Origin of the sequence: Persicimonas caeni, assembly GCF_006517175.1 — a bacterium.
Lineage (GTDB): Bacteria > Myxococcota_A > Bradymonadia > Bradymonadales > Bradymonadaceae > Persicimonas > Persicimonas caeni.
In genome coordinates this window covers 7,010,271-7,024,265 of sequence record NZ_CP041186.1, presented here as the reverse complement: position 1 = coordinate 7,024,265, position 13,995 = coordinate 7,010,271, and the positions used below count along the sequence as shown (strand labels likewise).

At 62.1% G+C, this 13,995-nt stretch carries 9 protein-coding genes and 1 tRNA gene; 5 read left to right on the top strand and 5 right to left on the bottom strand.

The window, feature by feature from the left end; all coding sequences use genetic code 11:
- Nucleotides 1-29: 29 nt before the first annotated feature.
- A complete protein-coding gene (locus FIV42_RS26125; protein WP_141200536.1) occupies nucleotides 30-1,214 on the bottom strand; it encodes an FIST signal transduction protein in 1,185 nt (394 codons plus the stop codon).
- 142 nt (nucleotides 1,215-1,356) lie between these two features.
- Between FIV42_RS26125 and FIV42_RS26120 the strand changes: the two genes are divergently transcribed.
- The 4 genes from FIV42_RS26120 (at nucleotide 1,357) to FIV42_RS26105 (ending at nucleotide 10,503) form a co-directional block, all read left to right on the top strand.
- The gene (locus FIV42_RS26120) at nucleotides 1,357-2,181 is read left to right on the top strand and encodes an SIR2 family NAD-dependent protein deacylase (protein WP_222615324.1); all 825 of its coding nucleotides are present in this window, start codon (nucleotides 1,357-1,359) and stop codon (nucleotides 2,179-2,181) included.
- A gap of 67 nt (nucleotides 2,182-2,248) precedes the next feature.
- Complete coding sequence (locus tag FIV42_RS26115; RefSeq protein WP_141200535.1) at nucleotides 2,249-2,926, top strand: PAN domain-containing protein; 678 nt, start codon at nucleotides 2,249-2,251, stop codon at nucleotides 2,924-2,926.
- An 87-nt stretch (nucleotides 2,927-3,013) separates the two neighbouring features.
- A complete protein-coding gene (locus FIV42_RS26110; RefSeq protein ID WP_141200534.1) occupies nucleotides 3,014-5,767 on the top strand; it encodes a cation-translocating P-type ATPase in 2,754 nt (917 codons plus the stop codon).
- A gap of 155 nt (nucleotides 5,768-5,922) precedes the next feature.
- Nucleotides 5,923-10,503, top strand: a complete 4,581-nt coding sequence (locus FIV42_RS26105) for a CheR family methyltransferase (RefSeq protein WP_141200533.1) — start codon at nucleotides 5,923-5,925, stop codon at nucleotides 10,501-10,503.
- 18 nt (nucleotides 10,504-10,521) lie between these two features.
- On the opposite strand, the gene FIV42_RS26100 is transcribed toward FIV42_RS26105, so the two are convergent.
- Nucleotides 10,522-11,301, bottom strand: coding sequence for a hypothetical protein (locus tag FIV42_RS26100; RefSeq protein ID WP_141200532.1), 780 nt, complete (start codon nucleotides 11,299-11,301; stop codon nucleotides 10,522-10,524).
- Nucleotide 11,302: 1 nt separating this feature from the next.
- Entirely contained in the window at nucleotides 11,303-11,665 is a 363-nt protein-coding gene (locus FIV42_RS26095; protein WP_141200531.1) for a hypothetical protein, read from the bottom strand.
- 161 nt (nucleotides 11,666-11,826) lie between these two features.
- Between FIV42_RS26095 and FIV42_RS26090 the strand changes: the two genes are divergently transcribed.
- The gene (locus FIV42_RS26090) at nucleotides 11,827-12,075 is read left to right on the top strand and encodes a hypothetical protein (RefSeq protein ID WP_141200530.1); all 249 of its coding nucleotides are present in this window, start codon (nucleotides 11,827-11,829) and stop codon (nucleotides 12,073-12,075) included.
- Nucleotides 12,076-12,731: 656 nt separating this feature from the next.
- On the opposite strand, the gene FIV42_RS26085 is transcribed toward FIV42_RS26090, so the two are convergent.
- Nucleotides 12,732-13,808 (bottom strand): DUF4238 domain-containing protein, encoded by a 1,077-nt coding sequence (locus FIV42_RS26085; RefSeq protein WP_141200529.1) that lies wholly within the window; start codon nucleotides 13,806-13,808, stop codon nucleotides 12,732-12,734.
- Between the two features lie 97 nt (nucleotides 13,809-13,905).
- Nucleotides 13,906-13,978: transfer RNA gene (locus FIV42_RS26080), tRNA-Asn, on the bottom strand.
- Between the last annotated feature and the right edge of the window lie 17 nt (nucleotides 13,979-13,995).

Here is a 13,995-nt window from a genome sequence, read left to right as displayed (position 1 = left end):
TCTGGTCGATCTTTCCTCTCTTCAGGCGACTACTTCGCCCTGCCCGCCTCTCGAAACACCGCGACCATACTCGCATAACCGTGAAGGCAGGTCTTGCCGCCGACCGGTCCGATCTCCCCTTCCGACAAGAATCCGCCGATGGGAAGCTGACCGAGGCGGTCGCGAAGAAGCTGGGACTCTTCGTTGGCCTTGCGCTCGAGATCCTCGCTGTTCGAAGTACCGCTGAACAGCAACGCCCCGCGCGACGGGCACGGGTCGTTCAACGCCTCGGCGAGTTCCTCGACGACACGCTCGAACTCGTAGGATGAGGTGCGCGGGTCCATCAGGTGGAACTGCAGCACGTCGAGATCCTCGATCGGTGCGGCCACGGCCAAATCCCCCGTCTTGGGGTTGAAGCCCACGATATTGCGAATGACAAAATCGCCCGGGCGATATTCACCGCGCTTCGACTCGACCCCGATCCCTACGAACATCGAGTGCTGTGCGAGTTCTCGCTCTTTGCCCTCGAGGTTGTGCACGAGATTGCGGAACACCTCCATCGGGTTTCCGCGATCAAATCGGTGAATGATATTCTGGGTGTGATCGGTCACGATCAGCGGCTCGCCGATGGGTCGGCAGGCTTGCGCGACAACCGTATCGACGCGCAGGTCTCCGCTAAACGCGAGTCCGATGGCACCACCATGGTACACATGCCCCTCGAGAATGAGCCTGCTGCCCTGCCCCTGACCGCCGCCGCTGACGAGCCCGCCGAATTTCGACGAGTCCGGAAACGCGCGGTCGAGCGCGGTCAACAGCTCTTCGGTCTCGAAGGTCGTCGGCTCTGAAAGAATGAGAAAATTGGGCGCCACTTCGGGATCGCCGCCAAACTGCTGACGCCAATCGAAGTCGCTGCGATCATGAACGTCGGGCTCGAAGCGAATCGGCTCGACGTCGACCCCGGGCAGAATCCCTGCGGTCACGGCCAAGGAAGAGCCTGTTTCGGCCTCATCGCCGGCGCCGATGACGCCATTGGCATTACACCCCACGCAGACCGCGTCGGGAAAGTCGCGCGCCATGGCCAACGACAACTCTTCGACGTCGTCGGTGTGACTCGCCGAGAAGAAGACGAGCAACACGTCGACCTCTGCGGCCGAAGAGACATCCAAGCCGGCGCAAGCGTCGCGGAAAGCCTGTGTCGTTTCGGGCTTTCGTGATAAACCGGTTGTCCATTTCATCCGAGTACCCCGTGCTCCAAGAGACTGGGAAAAGCAGTTAAAGTCTGAGTGAGTGACGACTGCTTCGACGGGTACATACGGCAAACCGTCGCATCATACTTACAAGAACTCAACGGGAAGCAAAGTTTTGTGTGACAAAGCATTGAACAAAGCCGCTCGACTCATCGACGAGGCCGACGCGCTTTTTGTAGGCGCCGGCGCCGGCATGGGCGTCGACTCTGGCCTTCCCGATTTCCGCGGTGACAAGGGCTTTTGGCAAGCCTATCCCCCCTTCGAGAAGCTCGGGCTGAACTTCGTCGACCTGGCCAATCCGGCCTGGTTCGAGCGTGACCCGCAGCTTGCCTGGGGCTTTTACGGCCACCGACTGCACCTGTACCGCGATACGATCCCCCACAAGGGTTTCGACATCCTTCGACAATGGGGCCGCGCCAAGAATGCTGGCTACTTTGTGTTCACGTCCAATGTCGACGGGCAATTCCAAGCCGCGGAATTCGACGAGGCGAACGTGGTCGAATGCCACGGCTCGATTCACCACTTCCAGTGCGTGCGCCCCTGCAGCCAGGCTATCTGGCCGGCGGCCGACACGCAGGTTGACATCGACGAGACAACGTTTCGGGCGAGTGCTCCTTTGCCCCACTGTGACAAATGTAACACGCTGGCGCGTCCGAACATCCTGATGTTTGGCGATGGTCGGTTTGTCGGCGCGCGCACCCACGATCAGGAACGGCGCATGTCCCAGTGGCTGTCGCAAGTTCGTGGCAAAAAACTAGCCATCGTCGAGTGTGGTGCAGGCACGGCCGTCCCCACCGTCAGATGGCAGTGTGAGCGTTTGGCCACGGCATTCGACTCCTCGGTCATTCGCATTAATCCGCGCGAATCACAAGGGCCAAACAACACCGTTTCGCTGCCTCTGGGGGCTGCCGAAGCTCTCCGCAGACTTGATGATCTTTTGACGGCAAAACGCTAACTTTTAATAATTCGTCGCATCTGGACCATTGCCGCCCATCCTTTTTGCCCTTTGCACGAGGCCCCTCATGCACGCACCACGCGCCCTGACTGCCCTGCTCGCCTCCGTTGCCCTCTGTTTGCTCGTGGTGGCCTGTCAGACCGCCGACCGCGGCACCTCGACAATCACGAGCGCTGACGAGGCGGCCGAACCCAATGCCGAGGAGCCGGTCGAAGCCCCTCAGATGCCTACCGCCGAGCCGCGCGACACCTCCGGCCTGGAGTCAGACACCGCTCGCCCTGGCAGCGACTATCGTGAGATTGCCATGGACGTCGCCGATCCGGTCCGATGCAAAGAGTTTTGCAACAAGCAGATGCGCTGCATGGCGTTTACCTATGTGCGCCCCGACGCGAACCAAGGCCCGCGCTGCCGGCTCAAGCATTCCATCCCCGACAAGGTCGAGGGCGAGGAGTGCTGCGTCTCGGGCGTCAATCCGCGCGCCCAGCGCCGCATCGCCCAACTCGAGTCTCGCGGCTTCGAGCTCGACACGAACCGCCCCGGCGGCGACTTTCGCTCCTTCGAAATGCAGCGCGCCGAGCCTGCCCAGTGCCAGGAGGCCTGCGAGAACCTGATGGATTGCCAGGCGTTCACCTACGTGCGCCCGGGTCACAAAGGCGACAAAGCGTACTGCTACTTGAAGAACAGTGTCCCCGAGAAAGTGACCGACGAAGACTGCTGCATCTCGGGAGTCAAGCAGGCGCGCTAGTTGCCGCGCGACTCGTGTCGCTTACATTGGCGTTCCGTCTCGAGCATCTATCCGGATTCCGATCAGTGCACCGAGGAGACGCCGCTTATGAGCGCCCCCGCGCCGCCCCCTAAACCGTGGTCCATCTCTCCTACGGACGTCTTGGCGGCCCTCGAAACCGACGCCGAGCACGGCCTCGAGGCGTCTGAAGCCTCGCAGCGCCTGGCCGAGTGTGGACCCAACGAACTCGAAGAGCGCGCCGGCACCCATCCCTTGACCATCCTCTGGGAGCAATTCACCAGCGTGATGGTGCTCATCCTGATCGCGGCGGCGGTGCTGTCGGCCTTTTTGGGTAAGCCGCTCGAGACAATCGCCATTTCGGCCATCGTCGTGCTGTTCGGAATCCTGGGGTTCTTCCAAGAATACCGCGCCGAGCGTGCAATGGCCGCGCTCAAGCAGTTGGCCATGCCCGTGGTGCGCGTGCGCCGAGGGGGAAGCACCGTCGAGATCTCGGCGCGCGATTTGGTGCCCGGCGATATCGTGATGCTCGAGGCCGGCAGCAGCGTTCCCGCCGACTTGCGGCTCATCGAAGCGGCCAACCTACGCATCCAAGAGGCGGCGCTGACCGGCGAATCCGAGCCGGTAGAGAAGGACCCGGCGGCGCGCTCGCAACCCGAGTTGGCCCTCGCCGAGCGGCGCAACATGGCCTACATGGGCACCTTTGTGACCTACGGGCGCGGCGCAGGCGTCGTCGTCGGCACGGGCAATTCCACCGAGCTCGGCCGCATCGCCGAGCTGATCCAAAGCGTCCCCCGCGACGAGACGCCCCTGCAGCGACAACTCGACCGCGTGGGCAAACAACTGGGCGCCTTCGGCGTCGCGGTCGCCTTGCTGCTCCTGGGCGTGGGTGTACTCGCCGGGGAAGCCTTCACCGACATGGTGCTCGCCGCGGTGAGCATGGCCGTGGCGGTCGTGCCCGAGGGCTTGCCGGCCGTGGTCACCGTGACTCTGGCGCTGGGCGCCCAGCGCATGCTTCGCCGGCGTGCTTTGATTCGAAAGCTCCCTGCCGTCGAAACCCTGGGAGCAGTCACCACGATCTGCTCGGACAAGACGGGCACGTTGACCCAAAACCGCATGACGGTGACGGTCATCGACGTCGCCGGCCACTTCCTGGAGTTGTCCGGCACGGGAGGCCCTCCAGCTCCGTCGCTTTCGGCGCAACACGAGCGGGCCAGCATGTGGGACAACCAACCGCCGTCGGTCGGGTTGGTACTCGCCGCCGGCGCGCTGTGTAACGACGCCTCGCTCGAAGCCGACTCGGAGACGGGCGACCACGTGCCCGTGGGCGATCCCACTGAAGGGGCGCTGCTGGTCGCCGCGCTGCAAGCCGGCCTCGACAAGTCCGCCCTCGAAGAGTGGCTGCCACGAGCCGCCGAGCTCCCGTTCGACTCCGAGCGCAAGCGCATGACCACGGTGCACGAGTTGCCCGACGACCGCTCGAAGCTTCCGTCGGTCCTCGCATCCATCCGAGCCGCCGAAACCTCCTATATCGCCTTCACCAAAGGCTCGGTCGACGGGCTGCTCGATATCTGCTCGCACGTATGGCTCGACGACCATCCCGAGCCCATGGACGACACGTGGCGAGACCGCATCATTCGGGCCAACGACGACATGGCCGCAAACGGTGTGCGCGTCCTCGGCGTCGCTCTTCGTGCGCTCGACACCGCCCCGGAGGCGCCTGATGAATCCCTCGAGGAGGGACTGACCTTCGTTGGCTTGACCGGCATGATCGACCCGCCCCGCCCGGAGGTCGAACGGGCTATCCAAGTCTGCAAGACGGCGGGCATCCGTCCGCTGATGATCACCGGGGACCACCCCCTGACCGCTCGATTCATCGCCGAGGAGTTGGGAATCAGCAGCGACGGCCGAGTGGCGACCGGCGCCGACCTCGAGCGCATGGACGAAGCCAAATTCGAGGAGACCGTCGGGGAAGTGTCGGTCTATGCCCGGGTGACCCCCGAACACAAGCTTCGCATCGTCGAAGCCTTGCAGAAGCGCGGCGAGGTCGTGGCGATGACCGGCGATGGAGTCAACGACTCACCTGCGCTCAAAAAGGCCAATATCGGTGTGGCCATGGGGATCGCCGGCACCGACGTCTCCAAGGAGGCGGCCCAGATGGTCTTGTTGGACGACAACTTCGCCACCATCGTCACCGCCGTCGAAGAGGGTCGCGCGATCTTCGAGAATATCCGCCGCTTCGTGAAGTTCTCCCTGGCGGGCAATGTGGGCAAAGTCTTCGTGATGCTGTTCGCCCCCCTGCTGGGCATCACGCTGGCTTTGCAGCCGCTGCAGCTCTTGTGGCTCAACCTCCTCACCGACGGGCTGCTGGGCATTGGTCTGGGGCTCGAGCCGGCCGACGAAGAGACCATGCAGCGCGCGCCGCGCGACCCCCAACGACCGTTCTTGGACGCCGAATTGCGGCGCCGCATTGCATGGATCGGACTCTTGATCGGCGTGGTCGCCCTGGGCACCGGCTATGCGGCCTTTGTGGCCGAAGGCCCCGAAGATCGCACCTGGCAGACGATGATCTTTACCACGATCGCCTTTGCTCAGATCGGCCAGGCGCTGGCCGCGCGCTCGGGCGACGACTCGACGTCCGCCCTCGATTTTCGGTCGAACCCGACCCTTGGATGGATGGTCGTCTTGACCTTTCTGCTCCAACTCGGTGCCATTTACCTTCCCTTTCTCGACGACTTCTTCGGCGTGGTCCCGCTGTCACTCGGGGAACTGGCAATCACCCTCGGAGTGGGCGCCCTGGTATTCGTCATCATCGAGGCGCACAAGCGTCTCGCCGGAAGATGACCCCTCATTTCCTTTTGGGCTCATTTCACCTACGGTAAGGCCCACGGAAAGCGCAGCTACAAACAGAGTTGACTCGGACGGTAGCTGAGTTCAGCGAACGCGAGTCGAACTCATGCGAGTTTTGGCCGACGCGGGGATAGAGAGCAGGTATAACCATGCAACAACCCAAACTTATCGTTGGATTGGGAGCGTCGGCGGGCGGGCTCAACGAGTTCAAGACCTTCTTTTCCAACGTCTCCCCCGACACGGGGTTGGCCTTTGTGGTCGTCCAGCACCTCGATCCATCGCGCGAGAGCCGTATCCCAGACATCCTGCAGCGCCACACCGAGATGCCCGTGTCTCGCATCGAGCACGGCGTCGCCCCGCAGCCCAACCATGTCTACACGATTCCGTCGAACAAGCTGGTCGAGTACGCCGCCGGACGCCTCGTACTTCAAGATCGGCGTCCTCAGCCGAAGCGTCGCGCCGTCGACCACTTCTTTTGCAGCCTGGCCGACGAAGCGGAGCAACGAGCGGTGGCCGTGGTGCTGTCGGGAGCGGGAAACGACGGGACTCTGGGGCTTCGCAAGGTACACGCCGCCGGTGGGCTGACGCTGGTGCAGAGCGAAGATGAGGCCACCCATCGCGGCATGCCCGGAAGCGCTGCGCGCTCCGGGGTGGCCGACTTTATCGTGTCGACCTCGCAAATGCCCGACATCATCGAGCGGTACGCCCGGCACTCCTATGCCGAGCGTGGCGAACTGCAGGCCATGGCTCACAAGCAAGCCGACGGGCCTGGACCTCGCCCCTCCGAGGATGGGGGAGCCGACGCGACCTTCCAGCGCCTGCGCGCGCTCCTCAAGTCACGCGAGTCGTTCGACCTCAACAAGTACAAGGGAGGCACGGTCAAAAGACGCCTTGGGCGCCGTATGGGCATGGCGGGCATGGACAGTTTGCAGGCTTACCTGGACCTGGTGCGCGACAACCGTGAAGAGCGCAAGGCGTTGGTCTCCGACATCCTCATCGGCGTGACCGAGTTTTTCCGCGACCCGGATGCTTTCAAAGCGCTCCAAGCCGAGGTCGTCACCGACTTGGTCAAACGCGCTGCCCAGCAACAGCGGCCCATCCGATTTTGGTCGGCCGGCTGCTCGACCGGTGAAGAGGCTTATAGCCTGGCGATGCTGGTGCTCGACGCCGCCGACGGGCTCAACCGCGACATCGACCTGCAGATCTTTGCGACCGACCCCAATGACAATGCCGTCGCGCATGCGCGACGCGGCATCTACCCTCGCTCGCTGCTGCAGAACCTGAGCGAGGGCCAGCGGGTCAAGTACTTCGAATCGGTCGACGAGAACCTGATGCAGGTGCGCCAAGGGCTGCGCGATTGCATCTCCTTTGCCCACCACGACCTGACGCGCGACCCACCGTTTTCGCGCATGGACCTCATCAGTTGTCGCAACGTGCTGATTTACCTGCAGCCAGAAGTCCAACAGAAGATTCAGCGCGACTTTCACTTCGCGCTGCGCCACGACGGCCATCTCTTTTTGGGCACCGCCGACGCGCTCAGCGTCGAAAAGGAGGCCTTCGAGACGATTTCTTCGCAGTGGCGTATCTACGGCAAGAATCGCATGCCCGCCGACCCTCGAAAGTGGTCGTCGTTTGCCCAACGGCTGTCGAGGGAGCCTAACAAGCCGACCCAGATGGACTTTTCGACCGACCGCGACACCTCGCGTCGAAAAACGGTCGCCGACGCCTCTCAGCACGCACTCCTCGACGCCTTTGTGCCGCCCTCGCTCGTCGTCTCTGAAGCCGGCCACGTCATCTACACCCACGGCGAGATCAACGCCTTTCTGAAGCTGCCCGCCGGCGAGCCCGACTTGCATATCAGCAAAATGCTCGACGAGGAGCTTCGCACACGCGTCATGGCAGCGATTTACAAGGCGCGCCGCGAGGATACCTGCGTCGAGCTCGAGACCATCTCCTCGGCGACCCAAGGGCTTGTCGATGTGCGCGTCCAACCGGCGCCGGACACCGAGGACATCTCCAAAGGCAGCGTGCTGCTCGCGTTTTCGTCTCGCGATGACAGCACAGCAAACGCGGTGGGCTCCGATGACGATAGCGTCTCGCGAGAACTCGAACGTGAGCTCGAATCGACCCGCGAGGCGCTCCGCACCACCGTCGAGGAGCTCGAAACCTCCAACGAGCAGCTACGTTCGTCGCACGAAGAAGCGCTGTCGATGAACGAGGAGCTGCAGTCGACCAACGAGGAGCTCGAGGCGACCAGCGAAGAGCTTCGCTCGATGAATGAAGAGCTGGTGACCATCAACGACCAGCTCCAAGACAAGATCGACGAGCTCCAGCGAGCCAACGAGGATCTGTCGAACTTCATGGCCAGCACCAAGCTGGCGACGGTCTTCTTGGACGAGGATCTGTGCATCCGCCGGTTCACCCCTGCGGCGGCCAAACTGCTCGATATCAATCGCAGCCACGACGGCCAGAGCGTACGCGATCTGAAGCGAGAATTGCTCGGCTTCGATCTGCCCGACGACGCCGAGCACGTCCTCGACCAGCTCTCCCCCCAGGAGCGCCACATCGAGGCCGAAGACGGCTCCCATTTTCTTCGCCACGTGCTCCCCTACCGCACCCAGGACAACCGCATTCAGGGCGTGGTCGTGGCGTTCAACGACATCACCAAGCTTCATAACGCCCAGCAAACCCTGCGCGAGCGCGAGACCCAACAAGAGCTCATCGCCCAATTGAGCTGGCAGGCGCTCACTCTCAACTCCGTCGACACCTTGGCTGAGAGTGCCGTGCGCGCGCTGAGAAGGACCCTAAACGTCGAGTTTTGCGGGATCTTTCGACCGCTCGACGACGATCGCATGGTCCTCCAACACGGCCGCGGTTTTGGCGACGGCGCCGTCGGCCAACTGGACGTCGGCATGCAGCGCGACTCCTTTTTGGCCTACGCCTCGCGAGCGCCGCGCGCCGTCGCCGTCGAGAACTTGGCCGACGACCTTCGCTTCAATCTCGACGAGCGCCTCGCCGGCCTCAACGTCGTGGGTGCCATTGGAGTGACCGTCTCGGGCACCAGCGAGCCGCCGGGCGTCTTGTGTGCGTTTACCACTCAGAAGCGCGATTTCTCGGCCGACAAGATCGAGTTCCTCAGCTCCGTCGCCGGCATCTTGTCGGTCGCCGGCGAACGAGCGCTCGCCGAGGAGCAACTGCGCCGAAGCGAAAAGCAATCACGCCAGCGCCTCGGAGAGATCGATACGATCTATCGCACCGCACCGGTGGGCTTGGCCGTCGTCGATCGCGACTCGCGCGTCCTCAAGATCAACCATCGACTCGCCCAGGCCGCCGATTGTAGCCCCGACGAGTGCGAAGGCATCCCCCTCGACGAGGCGTTGCCGCCGGAGTTGTGCGCCCAAGTGCTCGAAAGCCTCCAGAAGGTGCGTGCCCACGGCGATCCCATCATGGACGCCGAAGTCGTCGCAACGGGCCCCTCGGAGGACAGCCTTGTATGGGAGTGCAGCTACGTGCCGTTGTCGAGTACCGAAGACGGCTGCGTCGACCAGATCAGCTGCGTGTTCCACGACATCAGCGAGCGTCGTCGCCACAAGCACGAGCTCGAGCAAGCAGCCGCTGAGCTGCAACGAGCCAGCCGGCAAAAGGACCAGTTTTTGGCCATGCTCGGCCACGAATTGCGCAACCCGCTGGCAGCCATCCGAAGCGCGGTGGAGCTCCAACAAAAGATCGACTCGGCGAACGCCGTGGTCGAGCGTACCCGCGAGGTCCTCGACCGGCAGACCGCCCACATGTCGAGCATCGTCGACCGCCTGCTCGACAACTCCAGACTCGCCCGCCAGAAGCTCGACATCGACACCGCGCCCCTCGACTTGGCCGCCGTCATCGACGAGGTCGTCGAGCGACACACCGGCCTCGACGAGCGCCGCCTGACGATCGATGTGCGCTCGAGCCAGGAGCCGATGCCCGTCGATGGCGATCGCGTTCGCCTGGTTCAGGTCTTCGACAACTTGCTCTCTAATGCCATCGATCACTCCCCCCGGGGCGCGACGATCGAGCTGCGCGCCGAGCGCGTCGATGACAGCTACGTCATTTCGGTGCAGGACGAAGGTGACGGCATCGAGAGCGCCGTGGCCGACACCCTCTTCGAGCCGTTTATTCAAGGCGAGCAATCGCTGAGTCGCGAACAAGGTGGGTTGGGTCTCGGGTTGTCGCTTGCCAAGGGGCTCGTCGAGCTGCACCACGGTGAACTCAGCGCCCAGAACAACGGACGTGGAGCCCGTTTTACGGTGCGTCTGCCTGCCGCGAGCGCTCTCGACGCCGACAGCAAGCCGCACGAAGACAGCCCTTCCGCTTCGACCCAGCAAGGTCACTCTATCGCCCTGGTCGAGGACAACGAGGACGCCCGCACGCTGCTCGCCGAAGCATTGAAGCTCCATGGCCACCAGGTCGAGACCGCCGGCCGCGCCGACACGCTCTTCGAGTTGCTCGACGCCGGCTTCGCCCCCGACGCGATCGTATGTGATATTGGGCTTCCCGGAGAGAAGAGCGGCTACGATATCGCCCGCGAGCTTCGGGCCGACAGCCGTTGGGACGGAGTCGTCCTCATTGCCCTGACAGGCTACGGCAGCCCTGGAAACCTCGAAGACGCCGCCAAAGCCGGCTTCGATCATCATATGACCAAGCCGGCCGACCTGACCGAGCTTAACGCCCTACTCGGTGAATCGGACTGACTAGTAGGGTGACACCGATTACCACCAGTCGTTTGCGTCATCCTGCTCGGCGGCACCCACTGGCTCGGAGGAGCCGGTTTGGGATGAAGCTGGCTCGGGCTCCCCGGCTGCCGGCGGCCCAAAACGAGCTGGCGGCCCGGAAGAATCTGGCGGCTCCGGGTGATGGATAGACGGCTCGAGCGCGTCTTTTTTCGACTGCTCGACCGGACGCGCCCCACTCGCCTCGTTGATGCACACGGCGAGGTCGACCACGGTGCGAATATAGCTCTCGAGCTTGCTGACACTCAGCGTCCGACCGCCTTGGCGAAGACGCACGCGCGGAAAATCGATGCGCAACGTGCGGTGGCGCCGCTGCCCGACAATCAACGAGCGTTTGACGCTCGGCGCGGTCAACACCTCGGAGATCTTCTCGGCGTCGTTTCCCTGAATGATAAAAGCCTTGTCGAGCTCGGGATCGCCGACTTGGATATCATCACCGCCGATGAGCTTCTCCATCTTCTCCCACATCCCCTCCTGGTAGACTTTCAGCCCGTACGGCGCCAGACCGCTCAGCGGCGCCTCGACGACCGTATAGATCTGTTTGCTCTTGCCACTTCCGACGACCTCGATGGTCACGTCGACGTCGGTGTCGCGAAACTTCCCGTAAAGCTTCGGGTGGCCAAACCAGGTCGAGTCCTCGAAGCCGAGGCCGAGCTTCTGGGCCACCTTCTGCCAGGTGCTGGACTGGATGTGCTTCGTCGCCGCGATTGAGCCGACGATCGCGAGCAAGACGCCAAAAAAGATCCCTACTTCCATCATCCTAGAACAACCCCTCGGCGCGGTACTTGTCCACGCAGCGCTCGACGAGCCCGTCGAGCTCGGCGAAGAGTTCCTCGTCGACCTCTTTGAAGTTAAAGCACGACTTGCCCTGCATGCGCTTCTCGAGCGCGGGGCTGATATCGTCGAGCAACTCGGGGAACCGGTAGACGGGCATCAGGTGGAAGCTGACGTAGTTCTTTTTGATCTGGACCGACCCGACCCACACGTCGCGGCCCTTCTCGTCGGGCTCGGGCCCGAGCAAGGTGTAGTCATCGGCCTCGTCGGACTTCACCACGCCCTCGTCGGCATAGCGGGCGACCAGCGGGCGCAACTCGGCAAACACGGCATCGAAGTCTTTGGGCATCTCGCGGCTCCAAGTCGATTGGGACAGCAGTTTGAAACGCTGCCAAACACATATCACAAACGCCCCCGGCCGGTCAGCCGGCTCCCGGGCCCGACTCGCCAACTCGACGACCGATTGATAGAGTCACCGCGTACGACCCACAACCTGTTCGAGGTAACACGATGCAAAAAACCATGGTGCTGGCCCTCGCCGCCTTGTCCTTCTGCGTGTCGAGCGCATGCGTCTCCCCTTCCCAAGCCGTCAAAGACCGGGCGACGTTCGATTTCGACTGCCCCAAAGACCAGATCGAGGTCATAGAGTTGGGCACGCTGACCTACGGCGCCAAGGGTTGCAACAAACGCGCGACCTATATCTACGATAACGGCAAGGCAATTATGAATTCGGACGCCGAGAACGAGCGCGCGGAGTAGTTTTCAGGGTGTCGGACGCGGCGCTTGGGGTTCGTCGGGGAATGTGGTCCTCGTTGGCTGACGATTAGCGTTCGCCAGACAGCAACGCCCTACAGGTCCGTCACCTCAACCCCTCCGGCCTGAACAGCGGCCGTGGGGAGTGAATCGTTGCCCTTCAGACACGCGTCGGTTCTCGATCCTTCGCCCACCGACCACCTCCGCAGGTCGACCCTTCGCCCACCGGCCACTCTTGCTAAGGCAACTATTCGCCCCCTAGCGCTGCGCGCAGGGGGGCAGGCGCGAAGGCGCCGGGGCATCGCCCCGAACCGGCAATGCCTACGCCTCTAAGCCCCAGCAACCTACCATTTTCAATCGCGCAACAACGCGATCACCCGCATGAAATGGGCTTCGTCGGGGAATGTGATTCCCGTTCGCTGGCCAGTGGAGCGACCAGGCCGACGCCGTGCCAGCCTGATCAACTGTGGAGGCCATCGACACAGTTGGCGAAGGTTGTGCGGAAAACGCAGACCCCAAGGGTGCGAATGAAACTCCGACCCTTTTCAGGGGTCGTACTTTCTTGAGCCCTCTTTCCTTCCGAAGTGACCAGGAAGCGACCCGCGGCCATTGTGGTTACGGCAGTCACAAAAGGCAGTCTGAACGACTTGGCGTTGGTCAGACTACGCCTCCAGCCAAGCAGCACGCCGTTCGCGCATACGTTCTTCCATGCGCTTACCTCCACGAAGCGCCTTCATCCTCATGCGAACGAAACTCAAGTCCAGGTCAATCGACGGAAATGTGTCGTAGTGCATGAGAAGTTGACGCCTTCGCGGGAGCTCAAAGCCTCGTTGCTTTGCCTCGTCTTCTGAAATGAACCTCTCACTCCCCGCGTGAAACAGGCTTTGAACACTCATGCTCTTCACTGGTCGATCGAGCCGGGCCTGTTCCGCATATTGAAGAGCTGCGCCCTTCGACGTTTGAGGGCCAACAATTACGACATTGGTGGCATTGATCCACTGGAGGCGATTCAGTTGTCGGAGATCTCCAGACTTTCGAAGCGTTATGCGAGCACCATCGGACCGTTCGACCTTATAGATTTCGCTATCGAACAGGAAAAGCGTGAGGCGAGGCGTCAACGGAAAAAAGACCATGAGTCCCTTTCTAATCAACCCACGACCTGCGCTATGTGGCGCCTCGCAGTACTTGTTGTATCTCACTACCGGCTGATCACTCGTCATGAACTCCGATTCCGTTGCGTTGGCAATCAAAGCCGCATCAAGGTCCAAGAGATAGACGTAGTTTTTAAGGCTAGCACTCAGCGGGTACAGTACGGGATTATCTGTCGAAGGCTGCAGTTGTTCCGCCAACGGGCCCCTGATCTCCCCAAAACGACTCACCTCCTCTACGGTTTGCTCCTGCATGGCCTCCGTATTCTCGGCTGCTTCGAGTGTACGCCCATGCTGTACCCACATATACCTTCGCAACAAAGCATCATCGTTGGAGCCGCGCGAGGGTAATCTTCGGGTGCTACAGATCTCGTGAATCAGCGGAGCGATTTCTGTCTCGATCTCGTGAAGCCGGTCCTCGACCTCACACGTCTTGCCGTAGAAGTAATCTTGGTAGCACTGACCGGGAATGCTTGCCGTAGGGATGAACCGCTCTTGGTCCACTAGCGCGAGAGAAACCGACTTTGAGTCGGCCGAGAACTGCCGAAGGTAGAACTGTGGAACCCAGTGCTGCTTCTTCTTGGGAGGCATCTCACAACCCAATCGATTAGTGTGAACTGGTCACTATATGGTCACTCAACGAAAAACGGGCCTGAACCAAAATGGCTCAGACCCGCATGTTTCCTAGCTCCGGCACTTGGACTCGAACCAAGGACCTAGTGATTAACAGTCACCCGCTCTACCAACTGAGCTATGCCGGAATATGTAACCCGATTCG

Coding starts and splice junctions, on each gene's coding strand:
- FIV42_RS26125 (WP_141200536.1), bottom strand. CDS start 1,214: ATGAAATGGACAACCGGTTTATCACGAAAGCCCGAAACGACACAGGCT.
- FIV42_RS26115 (WP_141200535.1), top strand. CDS start 2,249: ATGCACGCACCACGCGCCCTGACTGCCCTGCTCGCCTCCGTTGCCCTC.
- FIV42_RS26110 (WP_141200534.1), top strand. CDS start 3,014: ATGAGCGCCCCCGCGCCGCCCCCTAAACCGTGGTCCATCTCTCCTACG.
- FIV42_RS26105 (WP_141200533.1), top strand. CDS start 5,923: ATGCAACAACCCAAACTTATCGTTGGATTGGGAGCGTCGGCGGGCGGG.
- FIV42_RS26100 (WP_141200532.1), bottom strand. CDS start 11,301: ATGATGGAAGTAGGGATCTTTTTTGGCGTCTTGCTCGCGATCGTCGGC.
- FIV42_RS26095 (WP_141200531.1), bottom strand. CDS start 11,665: ATGCCCAAAGACTTCGATGCCGTGTTTGCCGAGTTGCGCCCGCTGGTC.
- FIV42_RS26090 (WP_141200530.1), top strand. CDS start 11,827: ATGCAAAAAACCATGGTGCTGGCCCTCGCCGCCTTGTCCTTCTGCGTG.
- FIV42_RS26085 (WP_141200529.1), bottom strand. CDS start 13,808: ATGCCTCCCAAGAAGAAGCAGCACTGGGTTCCACAGTTCTACCTTCGG.